General features: G+C 50.0%; 27 protein-coding genes. 21 read left to right on the plus strand and 6 right to left on the minus strand.

Features of this window, described 5'->3' with window-relative positions:
• The first annotated feature begins 7 nt into the window (after positions 1-7).
• The 7 genes from PZBJ_RS20420 (at position 8) to PZBJ_RS20455 (ending at position 5,561) form a co-directional block, all read left to right on the plus strand.
• Positions 8-454: a phage tail fiber protein gene (locus tag PZBJ_RS20420; protein ID WP_240632926.1), complete on the plus strand. Its 447-nt coding sequence runs from the start codon at positions 8-10 to the stop codon at positions 452-454.
• An 8-nt stretch (positions 455-462) separates the two neighbouring features.
• Entirely contained in the window at positions 463-867 is a 405-nt protein-coding gene (locus tag PZBJ_RS20425; RefSeq protein ID WP_101764015.1) for a hypothetical protein, read from the plus strand.
• 208 nt (positions 868-1,075) lie between these two features.
• Complete coding sequence (locus PZBJ_RS20435) at positions 1,076-2,884, plus strand: hypothetical protein (protein WP_101764016.1); 1,809 nt, start codon at positions 1,076-1,078, stop codon at positions 2,882-2,884.
• A complete protein-coding gene (locus tag PZBJ_RS20440) occupies positions 2,884-3,690 on the plus strand; it encodes a hypothetical protein (protein WP_101764017.1) in 807 nt (268 codons plus the stop codon). Before PZBJ_RS20435 ends, PZBJ_RS20440 begins: the two co-directional genes overlap by 1 nt.
• Positions 3,690-4,001: a phage baseplate plug family protein gene (locus PZBJ_RS20445; RefSeq protein WP_101764018.1), complete on the plus strand. Its 312-nt coding sequence runs from the start codon at positions 3,690-3,692 to the stop codon at positions 3,999-4,001. The genes PZBJ_RS20440 and PZBJ_RS20445 overlap by 1 nt, the downstream gene beginning before the upstream one ends.
• Positions 3,998-4,855, plus strand: coding sequence for a baseplate hub protein (locus PZBJ_RS20450; RefSeq protein WP_101764019.1), 858 nt, complete (start codon positions 3,998-4,000; stop codon positions 4,853-4,855). The genes PZBJ_RS20445 and PZBJ_RS20450 overlap by 4 nt, the downstream gene beginning before the upstream one ends.
• Position 4,856: 1 nt before the next feature.
• A complete protein-coding gene (locus PZBJ_RS20455; protein ID WP_101764020.1) occupies positions 4,857-5,561 on the plus strand; it encodes a Gp138 family membrane-puncturing spike protein in 705 nt (234 codons plus the stop codon).
• Here the strand turns inward: PZBJ_RS20455 and PZBJ_RS24075 are convergent.
• Entirely contained in the window at positions 5,551-6,021 is a 471-nt protein-coding gene (locus tag PZBJ_RS24075; RefSeq protein ID WP_146001311.1) for a hypothetical protein, read from the minus strand. The genes PZBJ_RS20455 and PZBJ_RS24075 overlap by 11 nt on opposite strands.
• Positions 6,022-6,128: 107 nt before the next feature.
• On the opposite strand from PZBJ_RS24075, the gene PZBJ_RS20460 reads away from it, so the two are divergent.
• From PZBJ_RS20460 to PZBJ_RS20480, 5 genes are read left to right on the plus strand one after another with little or no spacing between them, the layout of a single operon-like run.
• Entirely contained in the window at positions 6,129-6,488 is a 360-nt protein-coding gene (locus PZBJ_RS20460) for a contractile injection system sheath initiator (protein WP_101764021.1), read from the plus strand.
• 7 nt (positions 6,489-6,495) lie between these two features.
• Positions 6,496-7,734: a baseplate J/gp47 family protein gene (locus tag PZBJ_RS20465; protein ID WP_101764022.1), complete on the plus strand. Its 1,239-nt coding sequence runs from the start codon at positions 6,496-6,498 to the stop codon at positions 7,732-7,734.
• A complete protein-coding gene (locus tag PZBJ_RS20470) occupies positions 7,731-8,417 on the plus strand; it encodes a DUF2612 domain-containing protein (protein ID WP_101764023.1) in 687 nt (228 codons plus the stop codon). Before PZBJ_RS20465 ends, PZBJ_RS20470 begins: the two co-directional genes overlap by 4 nt.
• On the plus strand, positions 8,395-9,423 hold the full coding sequence (locus PZBJ_RS20475; protein WP_101764024.1) for a gp53-like domain-containing protein: 1,029 nt from the start codon (positions 8,395-8,397) through the stop codon (positions 9,421-9,423). Before PZBJ_RS20470 ends, PZBJ_RS20475 begins: the two co-directional genes overlap by 23 nt.
• A 1-nt stretch (position 9,424) precedes the next feature.
• Entirely contained in the window at positions 9,425-9,853 is a 429-nt protein-coding gene (locus PZBJ_RS20480) for a tail fiber assembly protein (RefSeq protein WP_101764025.1), read from the plus strand.
• 2 nt (positions 9,854-9,855) lie between these two features.
• Here the strand turns inward: PZBJ_RS20480 and PZBJ_RS20485 are convergent, their stop codons facing one another.
• Positions 9,856-10,989: an acyltransferase family protein gene (locus tag PZBJ_RS20485; protein ID WP_101764026.1), complete on the minus strand. Its 1,134-nt coding sequence runs from the start codon at positions 10,987-10,989 to the stop codon at positions 9,856-9,858.
• 320 nt (positions 10,990-11,309) lie between these two features.
• Between PZBJ_RS20485 and PZBJ_RS20490 the strand changes: the two genes are divergently transcribed.
• The 4 genes from PZBJ_RS20490 (at position 11,310) to PZBJ_RS20505 (ending at position 14,102) form a co-directional block, all read left to right on the plus strand.
• Complete coding sequence (locus tag PZBJ_RS20490; protein WP_101764027.1) at positions 11,310-11,549, plus strand: DNA polymerase V; 240 nt, start codon at positions 11,310-11,312, stop codon at positions 11,547-11,549.
• Positions 11,549-12,811 carry a translesion error-prone DNA polymerase V subunit UmuC gene (gene umuC / locus PZBJ_RS20495; protein WP_101764028.1) on the plus strand — a complete coding sequence of 421 codons (1,263 nt, stop codon included), beginning with the start codon at positions 11,549-11,551 and terminating at the stop codon, positions 12,809-12,811. Before PZBJ_RS20490 ends, umuC begins: the two co-directional genes overlap by 1 nt.
• Positions 12,808-13,107 carry a hypothetical protein gene (locus PZBJ_RS20500; RefSeq protein WP_101764029.1) on the plus strand — a complete coding sequence of 100 codons (300 nt, stop codon included), beginning with the start codon at positions 12,808-12,810 and terminating at the stop codon, positions 13,105-13,107. Before umuC ends, PZBJ_RS20500 begins: the two co-directional genes overlap by 4 nt.
• A 287-nt stretch (positions 13,108-13,394) precedes the next feature.
• Entirely contained in the window at positions 13,395-14,102 is a 708-nt protein-coding gene (locus PZBJ_RS20505; RefSeq protein ID WP_101764030.1) for a YnfC family lipoprotein, read from the plus strand.
• Between the two features lie 31 nt (positions 14,103-14,133).
• Here the strand turns inward: PZBJ_RS20505 and PZBJ_RS20510 are convergent, their stop codons facing one another.
• On the minus strand, positions 14,134-15,345 hold the full coding sequence (locus PZBJ_RS20510; protein WP_101764031.1) for a diguanylate phosphodiesterase: 1,212 nt from the start codon (positions 15,343-15,345) through the stop codon (positions 14,134-14,136).
• 120 nt (positions 15,346-15,465) lie between these two features.
• Positions 15,466-16,113 (minus strand): helix-turn-helix domain-containing protein, encoded by a 648-nt coding sequence (locus PZBJ_RS20515; protein WP_101764032.1) that lies wholly within the window; start codon positions 16,111-16,113, stop codon positions 15,466-15,468.
• A 144-nt stretch (positions 16,114-16,257) separates the two neighbouring features.
• Here PZBJ_RS20515 and PZBJ_RS20520 point away from each other — a divergent pair, with 144 nt between their 5' ends.
• The 4 genes from PZBJ_RS20520 (at position 16,258) to PZBJ_RS20535 (ending at position 17,942) form a co-directional block, all read left to right on the plus strand.
• Positions 16,258-16,647, plus strand: a complete 390-nt coding sequence (locus tag PZBJ_RS20520; protein WP_007891426.1) for a hypothetical protein — start codon at positions 16,258-16,260, stop codon at positions 16,645-16,647.
• A complete protein-coding gene (locus tag PZBJ_RS20525) occupies positions 16,628-16,957 on the plus strand; it encodes a hypothetical protein (RefSeq protein WP_167391206.1) in 330 nt (109 codons plus the stop codon). Before PZBJ_RS20520 ends, PZBJ_RS20525 begins: the two co-directional genes overlap by 20 nt.
• 82 nt (positions 16,958-17,039) lie before the next feature.
• Positions 17,040-17,519, plus strand: a complete 480-nt coding sequence (locus PZBJ_RS20530; RefSeq protein ID WP_101764033.1) for a hypothetical protein — start codon at positions 17,040-17,042, stop codon at positions 17,517-17,519.
• A gap of 156 nt (positions 17,520-17,675) precedes the next feature.
• Positions 17,676-17,942 (plus strand): hypothetical protein, encoded by a 267-nt coding sequence (locus PZBJ_RS20535; RefSeq protein WP_101764034.1) that lies wholly within the window; start codon positions 17,676-17,678, stop codon positions 17,940-17,942.
• Between the two features lie 20 nt (positions 17,943-17,962).
• On the opposite strand, the gene PZBJ_RS20540 is transcribed toward PZBJ_RS20535, so the two are convergent.
• On the minus strand, positions 17,963-18,202 hold the full coding sequence (locus PZBJ_RS20540; protein WP_101764035.1) for a DinI-like family protein: 240 nt from the start codon (positions 18,200-18,202) through the stop codon (positions 17,963-17,965).
• A 63-nt stretch (positions 18,203-18,265) separates the two neighbouring features.
• Here PZBJ_RS20540 and iraP point away from each other — a divergent pair, with 63 nt between their 5' ends.
• The gene (iraP, locus tag PZBJ_RS20545; protein WP_061717593.1) at positions 18,266-18,559 is read left to right on the plus strand and encodes an anti-adapter protein IraP; all 294 of its coding nucleotides are present in this window, start codon (positions 18,266-18,268) and stop codon (positions 18,557-18,559) included.
• Positions 18,560-18,756: 197 nt separating this feature from the next.
• Here iraP and PZBJ_RS20550 read toward each other — a convergent pair whose 3' ends face one another.
• Complete coding sequence (locus PZBJ_RS20550) at positions 18,757-19,080, minus strand: DUF6388 family protein (protein ID WP_101764036.1); 324 nt, start codon at positions 19,078-19,080, stop codon at positions 18,757-18,759.
• Positions 19,081-19,161: the final 81 nt, after the last annotated feature.

The following is a 19,161-nucleotide window of genomic DNA, read 5'->3' on the forward strand; positions in this document are numbered from 1 at the left end:
CGAATAAATGGCCGGAAATAACACGATCACCAGTGCTGACGCTATTTTTTCGCTCACTGTGACAAACCTGTACCCATCTGCGCAGGTGCTTGAGGGTTACGCCGCTGACGCGATGTTTGCGATGGGCGACACCGAAATGGCGGTCGCTGTCCGTGGCGCCGACGGCAAGCTATCAGGTGGCTTCGTCTTCGGTGAATACCTGCAGACGATCACCATCATGCCTGATAGCCCAAGCTGGCCCATCTTCGAAACGTGGGTGCTCACCTCAGTAACGGCAAAAGCAATCTTCCGATGCAACGCGACGATCATCATCCCTGCAACCGGCAAAAAGTACACGCTGACCAACGGCATCCTGCAGCGCACCAAGGCGATGCCTGATGCACAACGCGTACTGGCGGCGGGTACTTTCCAGATTAACTGGGAAAACGTCACCCCTGAAGCTTACAACCCATAAGGCAACACATGGCACGTAAAGAGATTTTCTACACCGTAGACACCAAAGGGCGCGACCTCGGCAAGGTGTTCTTCATCCGCGAGATGTCAGCAACACAGGCTGAATGGTGGGCAATTCGCGCCGGGATGGCGATGGCACGTAGCGGCGTTGAGTTACCTGATAACTTCGCTGACATGGGAATTGCCGCGATGGCAAGTACCGGCCTGAAAATGGTTTCACAAATCCCTGCCGCAGAAGCCAAACCGCTGCTGGATGAGCTCATGGAGTGTGTGCAATGCGTTCCAGATGCCAGCAATCAGAGCATCAAGCGCAAGCTCATCGATGATGACATTGAGGAGATCGCCACGCGCCTCAAACTTCGCATGGAAGTGTTCAAGCTTCACGTAGATTTTTTCACCGCCGCCGCCAGTTAGACATCCCACCAATGATGAGCGAGACCATCATAGGCCTTGCTGATTATGTCAACGTGCCTAAAACCATAGCTACCGTGCTTTCGTCAGGGAAGTGCTCTCTGACGGAGCTCAGCACGACGCTGGGCGTTGAGGACTTATGGTGGTGGCTGGAGATTATTACCGTGGATAACTACAACCGGATGGTGGCTAATAAGCAGGGTGATTAACAATGCCAACAATTATCGACTCTCTGGTTGTAACGCTTGGTCTCGATCCGTCAGGGTTCAAGAAAGGCCAGAAGGATGTGAAGGGTGGTTTAGATGACACCCGCAAGCAGGCAGAGCAGACAGCGAAGGACATGGAGGCCGCAGGTAAAAGAGCGGCCTCTTTCTTTGGCTCAATCCGCACTGAGCTGCTGGCACTGGTAGGCGTTACCTTGTCAGTACAGGGCTTTAAATCGTTCGTGGCCGGCATGACAAACGACCTGATGCGCCTTGGCATTCAGTCGCAGTCTCTGGATATTTCTGCAAAAGCTCTGGATGGCTGGGAGCGTGCGGCAAGCGCTGCTGGCTCAAGCGCTGAGAAGATGACCGGCACACTGAGCAACTTTCAGGATGTGCTGACGCAAATCAGAACGGGCGGCGGGCAGGACAATCCACTGTTCGCGGCGCTTTCATCGTTCGCCGGCGCCACCGGTGCAAACTTCGATTATCAGAACGATAACTCCGAATCGATCATGCGCAAGATTGCTACGAACTGGACCAAGCTGAATAAAGACGCTCAGCGCCGTTTGGGCAGCATGTTCGGTTTCGACAATGCAACACAGCAAGGGCTATCTAACGGCTCTCTGGTGCGCGATGCAGACCGCTTTGCGCAGATATCCAAAGCAACGGACGGGGCAACCAAGAAGGCGCTGCAATTTAACCGCCGCCTGGAAGAGATGAAGCAGAACTTCTCCGCAGCTGCGCAGGTGCTTTATGAAGCGCTCATTCCCTACGTAGAAAAGCTCATCCCGATAATTGAGAAGATCGGCATCTGGATAGCCGAACATGGACCAGAGATCGAAAAGTTCTTCACTGATTCTGCCGCCGAAGTAAACAAGGTGGTTGATGCTGTCGGTGGATGGCAGAACGCACTGGAAATACTGGCTGCGTTTGTCGTTGGAAGTTGGGCGCTGAAGATGCTTTCAGGCATTGCAAGAGTTCGCGGCGGCTTTGCTCCGTTGCTTGCTGCAATCGCAGCTGTAAGTGCGTGGGATAAGCTCGGCTCGAGCGATGAAGAAGCCAAAAAGGAAGGTAAAACCACCGGTCAGTACCTGATTGACAAGATGAACAACAATACCGGCAGCACCGGCGGCATTATGGGCAAGGCTGATGAATGGCTCAAAAAGTCATATGCATGGTGGGATTCAATCAGCAAGACCGGCGATGCAGATAACAAATATGACGCATACGGCACTAAGCCACGCGGAATTCGCAACAACAACCCTGGCAATCTGAATTTTGCAGGTCAGGCTGGCGCCACGAAAGAGGGCGGAGAAAACGGTAGATTCGCCGTCTTTAGCAGTATGCAGGAGGGCATTGCAGCACTTCACAGACAGCTCAAGCTCTATTTCAGTCGCGGCGTAGATACTGTCGAGAAAATAGTTAATAAGTATGCGCCAGCCAGCGATGACAACAACGTATCCGCCTACATCAAGCAACTTGTCGGGGCCACCGGAAAGCAGGCGGATGAAAAGCTTGATAGTGGCGATCAGGAAACAGTGTTCAAGCTGATTCGCGGCATTGTTAACCATGAGAATGGCAAAGGCTACGTAAGCGATCGGGACATCCTTAGCGGCATTCAGCTCGGTTCGGCGGCATCGGTGACCCGTGACACAGCCATGCAGCCACAGTCTGGACCGAAGACGGACATTCACATCGGTGAAATGAAAGTGCAGAGCAATGCATCAAGCATCGATGCGCTGGCTCAGGACGCGCAACGCAGCATAAGCCGCAACAGCCTTCTTGTGCCATCTATGTCAGGTCAGGGTGGATAATGAACTTTTCTCTGAACGAAACAACACTACTGAATGCCGTGCAGGGTGGCGGCATTTTCTCAGTCATCAACAGCATTATCAGCCCAAGCTTCGGCATTTACTTCAATGATGGAACCGGTAAGGCCATAAACCCTACATCGTTTCTTGGCATAGAGTATGGCGCTGACGCATCAGTTGTGTCTGCGCCTATCGAAAGTGGCTCTTATAGCTCGTACAACAAAGTGAAGCGTCCGCCGGTTATTCGCGTGCTGTTTGTCCTTGAAGGCTGGTCTGCGTTATCTGGCTCCCTACCAAATCTGACCAATTTCTCGCTAACGAGCCGTTCCGACATGCTTGCTGCGTTGGACGAAATGGTCGGGGCGGCAAAAACGTATGATATCGAAACCCCCGATACCACCTACGAAAAGTACGACCTTGTGCGATACAACTACCGATGGTCTGATCGCGATGTGACGCTATTGACCGTCGAGGCAATTTTCCAGTCCGTTCTGGAAGAGGCGGAGGTGACGCTAACCAGCACCACCGCACAGAGCAAAACCACCTCGAACGCTACCAGCCAGGCATCCAGCGCGGTGACTGAGAAAGTGAATTCCTCTACCTCAGAAGCCACGCAAAGCAACGTTTCATCGGCGCTAACCGGCCTGAAAAACTCTGTTTCCAGTGCCTCCACTACGGTGGCAAACAAGGTATCTTCGGTAGCCAGCAACATCACGCAGACGACTACGGCATCCATCAACGGTGCCGCAACCTCAGCTATCAACAAGCTTTCATCATCCGTCACTGAACTGGTTAAGGTAATCACCTGATGCAGACAATCACATTGCAGGCCATTAAGGCGCAGGAGATGACCGTCAGACTTGGCGATCAGTCAGTAACCCTTCGCATCTACCAGCGGACTACCGGACTATATATCGACATCGGCATTGATGATTTGTGGATAGCGCAGGGTGTTATCTGCATCAACGGTAACAAGTTGGTCCGATATTCCCACCTTGGGTTCCGGGGTGAGTTGTTCTTCGCTGACACGAAGGGAAGTGATGACCCGACTTACGATGGCTTGGGTGATCGCTTCCAGCTCTTTTACGCCACTGCTGAAGAAATGAGCGCAGCCGCATGACTTACAAAAAACGCAGCCTGAAGTTTGAGTTCAAACTCAAGGAAGGGAAGTTTGATGATAAAGGAAACGACACCTTAACCATCGACAATGTTAAAGCTGAAATGGAAATTGGAGCTTATGGTGGCGTGTCTGGTTCAACATTAGATTGCCGGCTATTCGGATTGAGCCTGGAGTTAATGGCGAAGCTTAGTTACAAGGGGATTCAACTTGATGGCGCAAAGCAAAACATGCTCAAAATATGGGCTGATGGAAAAGTTGTTTTCTTTGGATCTATCACAAATTGCTTTGCAGACTTTAATCAAATGCCTGACGCTCCATTAATCATCAGCGGCAATGCTACAGGCTACGAGCAATCAATCCCAGCCTCGCCATTTAGCGCAAGTGGGAGTGTCGATGTTGCTGATGTAATTACGACCATTGCAAAAAGCATAGGGTATACCGTTGTAAACAGTGGTGTGAGTTACAAGATTTCAAATCCTTACTTCGATGGAAACCCAATAGAACAAATAAGGAAGGCATGTAAGGCTGCTGGAATTAATTATGATCCAAGATTGGGCGTCATTTTTATTTGGCCCCAAACGGGCGCTGTAGATGATGTGAAGCCTTTAATATCACCCTCTACCGGCCTTCTCGGTTACCCTGTTTTCAGTAATTACGGAGTTACTTTCCAATGTACTTATAGTGATTTGATTGTGATTGGACGCAGGTGCCAGCTTGAAACTTCCCTACCCAATGCGAGCGGTATTTATACGATACATGCTGCAACACATCACCTCACATCCTGGACGGAAGGCGGACCGTGGACGACTATATGCCGAGGTTCTATTGCTCAGCTAACCGATATAAGGCAATGACATGCAAAACGCATTCACAACGACCCCACAGGATACATCCACAGAGGCAAATGTTCAGGAATTCATCTTTCAAAGAATGTTGATGAGCAATGCATTTATAACTCTTGCAGTTGTTTCTGAAGTTTCTAATGAAGGCGAAGTTGTAACGGTCAGGCCTCTTGTTGAAGGCTTTACTGGTAATGGCGACAGAATACCCAAGACAGAGATTTATGGAGTTCCAGTGTGGAGGCTTCAGCGCGGAGCAAGTGCTGTGATTATGCCCCCTGTTGTTGGTGATATTGGAATTATCGCCATATGTGACCGTGACATAAGTGGGATAAAGGCAACCAAAGAATCATCACTACCCGGCTCCAATCGTACACACAATTACGCTGATGCAATTTATTTAGGCGGGGTGCTTAACTCTGAGCCGAGCCAATATGTGAAATTCTCGAATGATGGTATAGATATAGTTTCACCCCTAACTATAAATATTAACAGCAATGTGGTTTCCATCAATGCTGAGAGCAGGGCGGAGATTAACTCCCCCCAAATTCTGCTTAATGGGAATGTTGGTCAGGGGGAAGGGAGTTATGCGGGTGAGGCTCATTTCAAAAATAAAGTCACCTCTGACGTAGATTTTCAGGCTGGTGATATTTCTCTTATTGGCCATAGAACGGATGGGGTGCAGCCGGGTAGTGGCAAATCAGGATTGCCTACCGCATAGACCGTCCGTATCCCCAATACATAGCCCCTGCTACTGCTTTGTACTGGAATGGGTCAGTAAAATTATCCTGAATGCTATATAGGTGACGATCAATTATTGATTGTGGCTGGCCTGATAATCCTGCTTCATATCCTGAGACGCAAGCCTGAGCAGCCATTGCGGCCCACTGCTCCGGTGTCTCTGATACTGATGAAGGGTTAGTTCCATAGTATTTCATAGCCATCTGATAATAAGATTTAGAACTGGTCAAAGCGTAATCACTACATCCAGTATCTTTCGCGGTCTGATTGGCTTTTTCATTTGCTAACTTCTGCTGAGATGCCATTTTTTTTTCAATTGCTACTGTCCTTTCGCGATCGGATGCATATTGCTTTTTTTGAGTCGAATTGATTACGGTTGAATTGGATGAGCACGCAGAAATGGATGATAGGGCTAAGGCTATAATCAGATTTCGTTTCATAAGTCACCTATAAATTATGTTAACTAATATGCTAGCCGTTTGGCTGCGCAATTACATGCAATTTTATTGAAACCCGCTTCGGCGGGTTTTTTATTGCCGGAGAAAGCATGCTAACCAAATCACTTCAGCTAAACACCGAAGCATGGGACATCACTCTGGATGGCGCAGGCAACCTCGCATCGACTGCAAATCCCTACGCGGTGGCACAGGACGTTGCGTGCGCCTGCAAGACGTTCTTGGGTGAAGCCTGGTATGACACCACGCTCGGCATTCCTTACTACCAGCGCATCCTCGGACATTGGCCAGGCACGCAGCTAATCAACACCAAGATGCAGTCAGAGGCGTTGAAACTGGATTACGTCCAGACCGCAACCTGCACGACCGTCATTGGCAAGCAGAACCGCGTAGCTTCCGGCGTTATGACCATAACCGACACGAACTATAACCAGAGCACCATCAATTTCTGAGGCCAACATGGTAGATGAAGTAATTGTCACAACCTCAGTGCCGGCGGCAACGTTCTCTGACATTGGCCTCTCCGTTCCTGATGAGAAAGATATTCTCGACGGGCGACTGAGCGATCTGGATGACGCGCTTGGCGGCGGGATGAGCAAAAGCCTGACGACGCCGCAGGGTCAGATTGCCATGAGTGACACGGCAATTATTGCGGAAAACAATGACCAGAAGCTGGCGATCGTAAATGGCATCAACCCCGATTATGCATCCGGACGATTTCAGGATGCTATCGGCCGCATTTACTTCATTGACCGCATAGCGGCGCAGGGGACCACTGTAACTGCCACGGCAACCGGATTGGTTGGCACATTAATTCCTGCTGGTAGCGCTGCGCAGGATGACGCGGGTTACATCTACTTCTCGCTTGTTGACGCCACTATCCCTGCATCGGGCGCAGTCGATATCGTGTTCCAGAATCAGACAACTGGCGCTATTGCCTGCCCGATTGGCTCACTGAACACGATTTATCGAGCGGTTAACGGCTGGTCAGGCATCACAAATGCCGCCGCCGGTGTGCCTGGTAATGCGGTAGAGACTCGCTCCAACTTCGAATACCGACGTAAGCAGTCGGTAGCGTTAAACGCAAAGGGTACTCCCGAGTCAATTTATGCTGCAGTGCTCGATGTGGATGGTGTTGTGGATGCATATGTCTGGTCGAATCACTCTGGCGAGACGGTAAATATCGGCTCCACAAATTACCCGGTACCAGCGCACAGCGTTTATATCGCCGTTTATGGCGGTGAAGCCGATGATATTGCGCAGGCCATCTACGTGAAGAATCAGGCTGGTTGCGGCATGGTTGGCAACACATCAGCGGTGGTTACTGATACATCACGTGGCACCAATATTTCGCCGAAATATACGATGACATGGAACACGCCATCGCAGACGCGAACCTACTTCAAGGTGCAGCTGGAGAACACTTCATCACTTCCTTCTGACATCGTCAGTCAGGCGCAGGAGGCGATTATCAGTGCGTTCAATGGCAACAGCGAGTTAGTTCCAAAGGCACGTATCGCATCGAAGGTTTTCGCCGGAGGTTATTACTCAGTGCTGAACAACATCGACACTGCATCCGTAAACGTCCTGTCAGTGACCATCAGCATCGACGGCACGAATTACAGTCCATCCGTTGAATACGGCGTTGACCAGATACCTTCCCTCGATGCCAATGACATAAGCGTAACCCTCGTATGAAGAATGTGAGAGACACAATCCTCACACAATACGCCGCAAGCCCTAACCTCCGAAGCCTGATTGAATCATTCAATACCACGATGGATATGACGGAATTCACCGAAGAATTCCTCTCAACCATCTGGGATATCTCTACGGCTGAAGATTACGGGCTGGACGTGTGGGGCAAGATAGTCGGCGTGTCCAGGCTGCTTAACGTGCCGCAGCAAACAACCAATTTCGGGTTCGACGAAGCGTTCATAAGTGCGAACGACGACTCTCCAAAGCCGTTCGATGAAGCTCCTTTTTATGAGGGGCTTCAGCTAACCACAACGGTCAGGTTGGCTAATGATGGCTACAGAAAACTCATTCTTGCCAAAGCAATGGCGAACATAACTGATTGCTCAATTCCTTCGCTAAATAACGCACTTAACTACCTATTCGAAGGTGAGGGTGATGCTTTCGTAGCAATCACCGGCGTTATGTCGATGAGCTATGTATTCAGCTTCAACCTTTCCCCGGTTGAATGGGCTATTTTGCTCAACTCCAATGCGATCGCCAAACCTGCAGGTGTGAGCGTCAGCATTATGTCACTCGATTTTAATAACACATTTGGCTTCGCCGAGGCTGACCTTCAGCCATTCGAAAGCGGAACATTCTTCCCTGATTCAGGAATTCAAAATGCAAACCAGCTCACAGCCTAAATTACTTCCCATCCCGTTCGCTGATGCGGGTTCAAAGCAGGACATTCCCAACGACTCTCAAATTGGCATTGTTGCTGGTCGAGCGTCTTATAATGATGGGTTCCCTCCGCTTACGAGGACACCTCTTGCTGGCGGAGGCGTGCCGCCGTTTGGCACCGACTTTAACGGCGTGTTCAACGACATCACCGCTGCAATTCGCTGGTCACAGGCGGGCGCCGGTTACCCATTCAATGCGGCATTTAATACTGCCGTAGCTGGCTATCCTAAAGGCGCCAGAATTCCAAACTCAACACTGGATGGCTTCTGGCTAAACACCACAGATGGAAACAGTACGAATCCTGAAAATACCACGGCCGCATTAACTGGATGGGTTCCATCTGACAATTATGGAACCACTGCTATCACTGGTCTTTCTGGATCTAGCGTCACCCTTACAACGCTTCAGGCGTCAAAGAGCAGAATTACCCTTACAGGAACATTGACTGCCAACATCAACATTATTGTGCCTGCATGGAGAAAAAACTGGACTGTTGTTAATGGCGCTACGGGAGCATTCTCTGTCACTTTTAAAACCCCTTCTGGCACGGGCGTGTCCATTCCTTCAGGTTCTACTTCATATCTTGTGGGTGATGGAACGAATATTACAACAGATCTAGGCACGGCCGCTTTTAGAAGTGTGGGTGTAGGAATTAACCAAATACCCGATATGAGTTATTTTGTATCTTCTCTGGTTGCAGGCGGGGGTTACCAGAAACTTCCTGGCGGTTTGATTATTCAGTGGGGTAATGGATTATTCACCAATCAAACAACAACCACCGTGACATTACCCATAGCATTTCCGAATGCTGGTTTTACTGCGGTTGCTTGTAAAGGTGCTTCAATTACTCTTTCTGGAGAATATGGGGTGGGCGCGCAAATAAAAAGCAACTCAACCATGGATATAAGCAATAGCGGCGGCACTACAGGTGCTAATAAAGGTATTTGGTGGATAGCTTTAGGATATTAAAATGAAGAAATTTTCTGCTTTAGAAAACGCTTTTTATGACACAGATATTAACACTGAAATTCCGAATGATGCCATTGATATCAGTGAGGATTTATGGAGATCAATGTTAAACGGCCAAGCTGAAGGGAAGGTTATAACTAGCACCAAAAAAGGGGAACCCTTACTCATCGAACGAATATTGAGCGACGATGATAAAGAAGCAATTCAAATGAAAGCAGTTGAATCTAACATTGCTCTTAAGAAATCGCTATTGGACGAAGCAACTCAGTATCGTGATATTTTACAGGACGCAGTAGATGAAGGTATTGCAACTGATGAAGAGAAGGCCGCCCTGTCAGTCTGGAAGAAATATAGAGTTACTTTAAGCCGCATTGATGCAAACACTGCAGATGTGATTGATTGGCCGGAAATCCCGGCCAATACAAACTGATGTTAAGCCTCTTTAGTACAGGTTGCCTCGAATTTTGATGCAACCTTTTTACCATATAAAATAAATGGCTTTTCAAAGTGCTTATAACTCATTAGGGATATAAAGCATATTGCGTACCACACGAAAGTCTGAATTGCATAATATGCAACATCATTATTCTGTATCCCATAGTGAAATGATGCTTTATTCATAATAAACCATGCAATTCCATGCAGCAGATAGATGCTATAACTGGCATCACCCAACACCACAAACCCTCGCGTCGAAAGCATGCCAAAGAGGTTCCCACCTTTAGCAACCAGTAAGAAAAACACCCCAATCAGAACAAATGAAGTCAAGTTATAGGCTGAGTGAATATTTGATACAAACAGGCAGTAAATGAGTATCAATGAAGCAAGTGTGCTTTTTATTATAGAATTTGATGAAGAAATTATTTTCAGGTTCTTGATGAGCACTCCAGCCGCAAAGAACAAAAGTAATGAAGCGTGATGTATAGGTATATTAAAAAATTCAGCCGTGTGGGCAAGAATAGATATTGCAGCAATGCAAATACCTACTGTGTAGGTCTTATTAAATGCAAAAGAAAGTAATGGTAGTGAGAAGTAAAAAATCCACTCCCAGTAGAGTGTCCACATTACGGCAGCGCCAATGAATTGCGCATCCTTATAGCCATAAATAGGTGGTTTAACGCCTGACAGGCCACCATCGAACCAATATATAACATTGCTAAAATCGGCATTGTTGCCAAGCTTGATGCCAACATACGTTGCTATTGATATACAGATTATCGCAGAAATGTAAGTCAGAGGTACAACTCTAAAAAATCTTTTTATAAAAAAAGATATCCAGTTAGTATCTTTCTTTATGTCGCCGAAAAGATAACCAGTTATCATGAAAAATACAGCAACACCAAATTGTCCCATGTAACCTAAAATAGGGTCATTAAGCGCCCATTTGCCAGTTTCAAAGTACGCTTTAGATATATCATTGTGGTGAAAAACAACGAATGCAGCTAAGAGATATCTCAACCCGTCTATGTTTAATTCTCTGTTTGGTTCGATTTTATATTTTTTTGAACCAAATATAAAAGAAGCAGAAATTATACAAAAAAATACCCATACCAAATGAAAGTTCATTTCTTATAACTCATCCTATGTGAATAAGTAAAAATATTAGACTAATCAAATATTTCTCTAGCTTACCGACACTCATTATATAAGGCAATGAGTACCTGATCACAAAAAAGCCCCGGCGACGGGGCAGGTTAAGACCGCGTCCATCTTCATGCAGGCTGCGGGGTGTGTGGTTAAAGCTTAGTCACCCACTCCGCATCCGCCCATCTAAATTCCCTTCCTCGCCAATCCCTTTGCAAAAACCCCCATCAATCGACTTGATCGATCCTGCCGATCGATATTACTGTATTTATATACAGTACCTATCAGGGAGGGAGATGACCATGCCCCGCGACTACGAAATCAAAGACGCCTTCAGGTTCGCTATCAAACGCGATGCTGCTGGCCGCTACACCGTAAGCACACTCGACTTTGTCAGTGAACTTGAGCGCCTTAACTGGCATTACACGCCACGGCAGGCGAATAACTGGATCGAGGCTCACAAGTCTGTCTTCCGGGATATTTCGACATCGGAAGGTGAGGAGCGCGTGTTTCAGGTGTTCAATCCAAACGGCGGCATGTGATGTTTGCGCTCGTTGACGTGAACTCGTTTTACGCCAGCTGCGAGACGGTGTTCAGGCCTGATTTGCGCGGTAAGCCGGTTCTGGTGCTCAGCAACAACGACGGTTGCGTAATCGCCCGCAGCGCGGAAGTTAAAGAGCTGAAAATCCCTATGGGTGCGCCTTACTTCAAGCTGAAGGACGAAATCCGCCGGCACAAGATTCACGTATTCAGCAGCAACTATGCGCTGTACGCCGACATGAGCAACCGGGTGATGACGACGCTGGAGCAGATGGCGCCATCGGTTGAGGTGTACTCCATCGACGAAGCATTTCTCGACCTGACGGGCGTTCGAAATTGTCGTGTACTGGAAGACTTCGGCCGCGAGGTGCGGGAGCGAATCAAGCGAGATACGCATCTGACCGTCGGTGTTGGCATTGCCCAGACCAAGACGCTGGCCAAGCTTGCCAATCACGCAGCCAAGAAGTGGAAGCAGACCGGCGGCGTCGTTGACCTGTCGAATGTTGATCGGCAGAAAAAGCTGATGGCGCTGGTACCGGTAGAGGATGTTTGGGGCGTCGGCCGGCGAATCAGCAAGAAGCTGAACGCGATGGGCATCATCACCGCCAAAGACCTGTCGGAGCAGAGCACATACATCATCCGAAAGCACTTCAATGTTGTGCTGGAGAGAACGGTGCGTGAGTTGCGCGGCGAGCCATGTCTTGAGCTGGAAGAGTTCGCGCCGACGAAGCAGCAGATTGTCTGCTCCCGTTCATTTGGCTCACGCATCACCGAGTACATGGATATGCGCCAGGCGGTTTGCTCATACGCAGAACGCGCGGCGGAGAAGCTGAGGCGTGAGCGCCAGTATTGCCGACAGATAGCGGTGTTCGTCCGTACCAGCCCGCACGCAGAAGGCGAAGTGTTCTACGGCAATCAGGCAATGGGCAGGCTGCTAACGCCGTCCAACGACACACGCGACATCATCCGTGTTGCTATGCAGGGTCTCGACCACATTTGGCGAGACGGGTGCCGGTATATGAAAGCAGGCGTGATGCTGGGTGACTTTTACAGCCAAGGCGTCTCGCAGCTCAATCTCTTTGATGAATTCAAGCCACAGGCCAACAGCGAATCGCTGATGCGTGTCGTTGACGGTCTCAACCAGAGCGGGAAGGGGAAATTATGGTTTGCAGGACAGGGTATCCAGAAATCCTGGGAGATGAAGCGAGAAATGTTGTCGCCGGCATACACCACCAGACTGTCGGACCTGCCAGTGGCGAAGTGACGTTTCTGCTTCAGCCGCTGCAGCACATCCTGTCTACGCGTGAGACTTCCAGCATAGTGGAGCTGAATGGCCGCAGGTGCATAATCGATAAGCAGCGTTACCCGGTAAACGGTGACACTGTGCTGATTGATATGTCAGGTATGTATGAGTGGGCGATGATCATGATTCATCCTCGACGACTCATTACCGATGATGGCGCATTCCTGATGGACGACCTGCTGGAAGATATTGCGGTGGTGGGAGTGGTGACGCATGAAATCACTACCATGCATGAGGATGACAGGCCGACAATTTAGAGTTAGGGCATATACAGGGCAAAAAATTACCGCAAAGCAACTCAAAGCCACGCGCGGCAAAGAATCAGTTTGCGGTAATGCATTGCTAAACCTTAGGGCACCGTATAGCAACTTACTGTATTAACTACACCAACTGGTTTCATGAGCATGCAGGTTTAGTTTCTTTCGGGTATTTCTTTCGGGTATAGTCCAGCGCGGTAATGGTGTTATATCAGGCGGGAAGGTTGCTGCATCACAGTGAGTACACCGCCAAACGCGCTGCCTTATTTTGAGAAGAGGATTCTCACGTGAAGAAAACCCTGCTGTTTTTAATCGCTATTGTCCTGCTCACGGGATGTGACAAGGATGACGCGACTTACTACCCGCAAATGAAAAATTTTGCCTATCTGTATCAATTCGAAGCGCTGCCCGGCAAAGTCAAAACGACCCATCAAACGCTGTTTACCGCCGACGGCCAGCAGATCTTCGAAGTGAATGTCGATTTCGACCGCAACGGCTGTCCGACGCACGTGAAATCGGTGCGCAAACAGGGCGAAGTGATTGATGTCACGCGCGATGGCGACCAATTAAAAGGCAGTGAAAACGGTCAGGACGTGGTGGTGACGCTGGATAAGAACTGCGCCATGGTGAAGAAAGTCACGCCGACCATGACCGTGGATATTGCCTATAACAAACAGGGTTTGGTTGAGCAGATCTCATCGCCCGCCTCCGATGCCGCGTTTCACCTCGCTTATAACAGCGCCGGTGAAATGGCGGTATTGAGTATTACCCAGGCCGGAACGGAAGTGTCGCGTGCTACAGCGGTGCGAGCAGAAGATAAGAGAAAGATCTCTGACGTGGTCACCACGGTGAAGCGAAATGACCAAATTAAAACCGTCAGCAATGTCTGCAAATACAAACACGACGTTCCCTATTATTGCGACATTATTAGCGTTGACGCGGCAGGCAACGTGATTGATAAGCAGTATGGCAATATTGAAGTAACGTATTACTGATTGGTGGGGTCGCCATGCATGGCGACCAACACTATTTAATCTCAGGCCACGCCACAGCCGGGAATCCATTCAGCAGCGGATAAGCAAACAGGAAACCCTGGAACTGGCTAATGCCTGCGGCTTCCAGCCACATCCACTCTTCAGCTTGCTCGACACCTTCGGCAATCACCGTAATCTCCAGCGATGCGCAGCACTTAATGATGGCGTGCATGATCGCCTGCTTCGGTCCGCTTTTGTGCACATCGCGGATCAGCTCGCGATCGATTTTGATTTTGTCCGGCTGAAATTTTGATAACAGCGACAAGCCAGCAAAACCGGCACCAAAATCGTCCAGCGCCAGGCTGATACCTGCCGCTTTCAACTTTCTCACTTCGGCAGCAAACTCATCCGAGCGCGAAATGATCTCATTTTCGGTCACTTCGACGATCACCTGTTGCGGCACCAGCCCGCTGGCGTTGATCTCGGTAAGCAGGAATTCCACCGCGTTTGGCACCGTCACCAGTGACATCGGCAGCAGATTGATCGACAGACGATGCTCGCCAATCCCCAGTTTGCTCGCCACGCGAAAGGCCAGACGTTTCGATTTGATATCCGCGTGATAAATCGCTTCGCCGCCAAACGCGGAGAAATACTCATCGGGTGAGCCACCGTTTGGCGTGCGGATCAGCGCTTCAAACGAAGTGACGCGGCGCGCGAAGGGATCGATGATGGGTTGAAAAGCAAAGCGGCAATCCTGCAGGCTCTGATCGATACCCTCCAGATCGTTCTGCCATTCAATATCCGGAACAAATTCCCATGTATTAGCTGGCGGGATCTCGAAGTAGTTCTCTTTGTCGCGCGCCACCACGAAGGTACGCAAAAACTGCAGCGCGCGATCTTTGTAGGTAAGCTGATAACGCGAGGTGCCTTTATCCAGCACGGCTTGCAGCACTGTGTCTTTGTCATGCTCGCGCAGATCGAACAGCTCCATGCCGACTTTGCCAAAACGGCGTTCAGGCGCGAAGTCGTGCATTAACTCCACCAGATTATGGTGGCGTGCGTCCTGACAAATACGCTTGTATATGCCCTGAACGGACTCGCGCGGTCCTTCCAGCAGCTGGAAGAAGTGCAGGCCGTCGAACAGCAGGATGCCAGTAACGTCGAAGTTTTTGTTTTTGCTATTGGCTTTAGCAACCATATCTTCGAGCGTTTTGATTGGCACGTGATCGTGCAGATGGCTGCGGTAAATAATTGTGGTGAGCATCGAGATTGTCCGGATAATTTATTATTTTGCGGCTAGATTAGCAGCCTTACCGCGGGGTCTGTCCATAGCTTCCCGCGATCAGGCTAAACTTTTTTTATTATAACAGCTTAAGCGAAGCGGCTAGCCGCTTCGGTAACGTCGCAATTCCATCAGCGTGCCGATAATTTCTAGCGCCGAATCCGCCGAATGCAGCTGCGGAAAATCATCATTCAGCGCGCGCAATGTGAAGATCTGCTCATCCTGCTGTTGCGTTTGCAGGCGATAAATCCGCACTCGTGCCACGCCATCCACCAGCGCCAGCACCACATCGCCCGGCTGCGGCTGAACGTCAGGATCAAAGATCACTTTGTCACCGGGCCGGTAATCGGGCTGCATCGCCTGATCGTCTATCGTGACCGCCAGCGCGCCATCGCTCAACTGACTCTCGCTGTAGAGAAAGTGCGCAGCCTGCTGTTTGAGCAACAACCGTTCTTCGCTCAACCACGCTGACGCTTGCGCCAGGCTAATCAATGGCACCGCCGCAACCGGTGCGGCTTTGGCGTGGGTGGCAAATACTTCGCCATCCCCGTCGATAATCCATGCCGCCGTGCATTGCAGCCACTGCGCGAGCCGCAGCAAATTCTCGCCACGCGGTACGGTTTCCTCTTTTTCCCACTGCGATACAGCCACATGCGACACCCCAATGATTTTGGCCAGCGCCTGCTGCGTCAACTGTAGTGCTTTACGTCGTGCCCGGATGCGCTCACCGGAAGATTCTTTTTTCATCATCTTGACATCTCCTGAAGGAACGACTTAAGTATACTTAAATTCATAAGTTAAAGTAAACTTAAATTCAGGCGTTGACCGCGAAGCTGGCAAGGGTGGTCAGCGTGCTTATGGGGCACATCCCTTGCCAGGGGTGAGAGGTGAAGCATGGAAAGTAGTTTAGTCACCAGCGTAGGTGCGTTGCTTCTCGGCGGCGGCGCAGCAGCTGTGTTCTGGAAACCGTTAATGGCGGGTATCGCCGCGATCGTCACCAGCAATCGTGCCGGTGGGGAGATCATCACCAGTTACAAAGAACAGGTGATGCTGCTCAAAGAAGGTCACGCCTTGATGCGCCAGGAAAACGATGAATTGCGCATCCGACATGACAAAAACCTGCGGCGTATCTCTTCGCTGGAAACCGATCTGCGGCTGATAAAAAACGCCCTGAGCATTTTGCTGGCCACCACGGAAGCCGAGCACAGCGATAAGTTTCGCAGCCAGGTTAACCAACTGATTACCACTCTGGAGGAGAGTCGTGATGATGCAGATAAACAGTGAGTACGTAGTGAAAAACCATCGGCGCCAACTGTTCTTCGGCGGCTTTTTGCTGATGTTGTCGTTGATGTGCGTGGCGATGACGGTGCTATTCCTGTTCGTCAGTAACAGCGCCAATCAGCGTGTTGAAGAGATTCGACAGCAATATCGAACCATATCGGAACGACGTGAAGCGCGCGTGGCGGAGCTTACCAGCCAGCTGGTGGCGCTGCAGAACAAGCTCGATGGCACCATGAAGCACCCGGTCAGCAATCCGGCTGACAAAGGGAAACCGGCAGAAGGAGAGAAGTCGTCACCTCAACCCAAGCGTTAAGGAGGGCATCATGCGAATTACCCCATGGATTGCAGCCCGTCTTGCCCGACTGCGATCTTTATTCAGTAAGAAGGAGAGCATTATGAGCGATCAAACTGTCATCAATCCAACCAGCACCATCGCATCGTCACCAGCGGAAGATTTTGCCAACGAAGTCGCCACGCCCGTTGCTGCACCGACGGCGACCGCAGCACCTGAAGCGACGCCTGCTGTAATAGCAGAAGCACCACCTGAAGTTGCGCCGGCAGCGGCACCGGCACCGGCTACGGCACCCGAGGCGATAACCGCTGCACCCGCGGAGGTGGCGGCCACTGCCGCGCCTGAGGCGGTAACGCCTGCGCCAGCCGAGGTTGCGCCGCCCAGCGAACCGGAAGTCGCTGCTCCCGCTGCAGCCGATGCGCCGCCAGCCGCCGCAACGGCGCAGAGCCACGACGGGACTCAGGCGTTCTCAGAAGGCGTGAAGGATTTTGTCAGAGCGTTTAGCTTTGTCGAGCAGGGCGTAATCAAGCTGGGCGATGCCGCGAAGGATGAGCTGATTGATCTGGCGAGGAAGTATCTGTAATGCCTGACGACTCAGCATCGGGGACCGGGATGTCCCCTGTTTACTAACAGGTTTTAGTCACTTCCGATTATTCCTAAGGCAGCTTCGATATTTTGCACTACCTTTAATCATTCAAGCGTTATTTAAATCGTCTTATTAAGCGAAAAGGAAGATAGCATGAGTGATACAGAAACTGTAAAAACCAAAACTGAATACTTGCGTGATGTCACCTCCCAGCTTAAAGAGATGCGCCACTACGCGCAGACCAACACTGAGACGCTGTCTGCCCACTGGCTGGCGTTTGATGCGGGTGAGTACAAAGACACCGAATACGCGGGACGCTTCGACACCTTGCTGAACAAACAGGGTAAGCTGCTGGATGACATTGATGAGGCGATTCAGGATCTCGAAATCGCCATCAACCATGCCGAGCAGGAAAGCTAAGCGCCTAGCGTACTGGTGGCCTAATCGGCCACCAGCCACATTTCTGCCTCATCGAACATCTCTTCAACAATCCGCGCAACTGTCGCTTTATCGTTCTTACTCATATCAGTATCTATCGCGTTACGCTCCATCGGTTTGACGCGCACCTCAATATCGGGAAAGACGCGCTGTACACGCTTTTCCAACTCCTGCAAAATCATCTCGCGTGCACCCGGTAATCCGGCCACGTTACGCTTATCGTAAATCAACTCCACAAACATCAGGGTCGTTCCATTTATTGGATCGGGTGCGATATAGTACTGTAAATAAAAACAGGGGTAAATATGCGCCAACTGGTTATCGATATCTTATTGAAAATGGCAAAAATGGATGTGGAAGCAAAAGAGCTGGTGGCGCAGGTTGAGGCGCAGTCGTTATTGATTGCCGCGCTGCTGATTCAGGCGAAAGAGAATAACTCGTTGACTATTTCCGATACGGTGCAGGAGGCGATTGTTACCGCTTCGCGCGCATCGCAGGAATTTTTACAGTCCGATGTTGATCTGCTGCTGACCCACGTCAATCGTCTGCTGGCGGTGGCAAGTTATATCGAAGTAAAAGGGATTGAGCGGGAAGGGTAAGAAAAAATATTACCTCTGGAAGTGGAAATCCAGCAACACTTCCAGAGGCGGTGCAACAGCACCATTCGTTCAAGGACAATCTACGACTGACGTCGTGATGAGTAAGTTATACAAGTTTTCTCAACTTGTACAACTTTTTCCTGAACATTTTGTGTGGTTGGCGATGTATCTTTGATGCCGTTACAGTACGTGGCCGATTACAACTCGTTTTTGATGCAGAACTCTTCCCACGTCATGCCTAAGGCTTCTGCGTGAGATTTCAGATACTTTTCAATGGCATCCGCGGCAACGGCTTTATCGGGCTCCGCCAGCTGAATGGAAAACAACATGCCATCCAGCTTCTTCTGACGCAAAAATGCGGCATAAATACGTTCTGCATGCCAGTCGCGTAACTGCGCTAATGACAGGTTTGCCTGGCGGGCATCGCTTTCGGTGAGTTCATCCAGTGCAGACTGGAAATCGGGGTGAGCGGCGAAAAACATCGTGCGCGCCTGAGCGTAATACTCTTCTGGGGTTTTCATTCGGTGTTCCTGCGTATCAACTTGCGCGCTAGTGTAACGCGCGCATGTGGCCTTGTCAGTTTCCGATCTTACACAACATGG

This window comes from Pantoea endophytica, assembly GCF_002858935.1.
GTDB classification, from domain to species: Bacteria; Pseudomonadota; Gammaproteobacteria; order Enterobacterales; family Enterobacteriaceae; genus Pantoea; species Pantoea leporis.

Excerpts from the sequence above, each read along its gene's own strand:
- PZBJ_RS20445 (WP_101764018.1), top strand. The coding sequence starts at position 3,690 with ATGCAGACAATCACATTGCAGGCCATTAAGGCGCAGGAGATGACCGTC.
- iraP (WP_061717593.1), top strand. The coding sequence starts at position 18,266 with ATGCGCCAACTGGTTATCGATATCTTATTGAAAATGGCAAAAATGGAT.
- PZBJ_RS20520 (WP_007891426.1), top strand. The coding sequence starts at position 16,258 with ATGGAAAGTAGTTTAGTCACCAGCGTAGGTGCGTTGCTTCTCGGCGGC.
- PZBJ_RS20435 (WP_101764016.1), top strand. The coding sequence starts at position 1,076 with ATGCCAACAATTATCGACTCTCTGGTTGTAACGCTTGGTCTCGATCCG.
- PZBJ_RS20530 (WP_101764033.1), top strand. The coding sequence starts at position 17,040 with ATGAGCGATCAAACTGTCATCAATCCAACCAGCACCATCGCATCGTCA.
- PZBJ_RS20470 (WP_101764023.1), top strand. The coding sequence starts at position 7,731 with ATGAAGAATGTGAGAGACACAATCCTCACACAATACGCCGCAAGCCCT.
- PZBJ_RS20535 (WP_101764034.1), top strand. The coding sequence starts at position 17,676 with ATGAGTGATACAGAAACTGTAAAAACCAAAACTGAATACTTGCGTGAT.
- PZBJ_RS20480 (WP_101764025.1), top strand. The coding sequence starts at position 9,425 with ATGAAGAAATTTTCTGCTTTAGAAAACGCTTTTTATGACACAGATATT.
- PZBJ_RS20510 (WP_101764031.1), bottom strand. The coding sequence starts at position 15,345 with ATGCTCACCACAATTATTTACCGCAGCCATCTGCACGATCACGTGCCA.
- PZBJ_RS20450 (WP_101764019.1), top strand. The coding sequence starts at position 3,998 with ATGACTTACAAAAAACGCAGCCTGAAGTTTGAGTTCAAACTCAAGGAA.
- PZBJ_RS24075 (WP_146001311.1), bottom strand. The coding sequence starts at position 6,021 with ATGAAACGAAATCTGATTATAGCCTTAGCCCTATCATCCATTTCTGCG.
- PZBJ_RS20515 (WP_101764032.1), bottom strand. The coding sequence starts at position 16,113 with ATGATGAAAAAAGAATCTTCCGGTGAGCGCATCCGGGCACGACGTAAA.
- PZBJ_RS20425 (WP_101764015.1), top strand. The coding sequence starts at position 463 with ATGGCACGTAAAGAGATTTTCTACACCGTAGACACCAAAGGGCGCGAC.
- PZBJ_RS20460 (WP_101764021.1), top strand. The coding sequence starts at position 6,129 with ATGCTAACCAAATCACTTCAGCTAAACACCGAAGCATGGGACATCACT.
- PZBJ_RS20485 (WP_101764026.1), bottom strand. The coding sequence starts at position 10,989 with ATGAACTTTCATTTGGTATGGGTATTTTTTTGTATAATTTCTGCTTCT.
- PZBJ_RS20420 (WP_240632926.1), top strand. The coding sequence starts at position 8 with ATGGCCGGAAATAACACGATCACCAGTGCTGACGCTATTTTTTCGCTC.
- PZBJ_RS20475 (WP_101764024.1), top strand. The coding sequence starts at position 8,395 with ATGCAAACCAGCTCACAGCCTAAATTACTTCCCATCCCGTTCGCTGAT.
- PZBJ_RS20440 (WP_101764017.1), top strand. The coding sequence starts at position 2,884 with ATGAACTTTTCTCTGAACGAAACAACACTACTGAATGCCGTGCAGGGT.
- PZBJ_RS20455 (WP_101764020.1), top strand. The coding sequence starts at position 4,857 with ATGCAAAACGCATTCACAACGACCCCACAGGATACATCCACAGAGGCA.
- umuC (WP_101764028.1), top strand. The coding sequence starts at position 11,549 with ATGTTTGCGCTCGTTGACGTGAACTCGTTTTACGCCAGCTGCGAGACG.
- PZBJ_RS20490 (WP_101764027.1), top strand. The coding sequence starts at position 11,310 with ATGCCCCGCGACTACGAAATCAAAGACGCCTTCAGGTTCGCTATCAAA.
- PZBJ_RS20540 (WP_101764035.1), bottom strand. The coding sequence starts at position 18,202 with ATGTTTGTGGAGTTGATTTACGATAAGCGTAACGTGGCCGGATTACCG.
- PZBJ_RS20465 (WP_101764022.1), top strand. The coding sequence starts at position 6,496 with ATGGTAGATGAAGTAATTGTCACAACCTCAGTGCCGGCGGCAACGTTC.
- PZBJ_RS20550 (WP_101764036.1), bottom strand. The coding sequence starts at position 19,080 with ATGAAAACCCCAGAAGAGTATTACGCTCAGGCGCGCACGATGTTTTTC.
- PZBJ_RS20525 (WP_167391206.1), top strand. The coding sequence starts at position 16,628 with ATGATGCAGATAAACAGTGAGTACGTAGTGAAAAACCATCGGCGCCAA.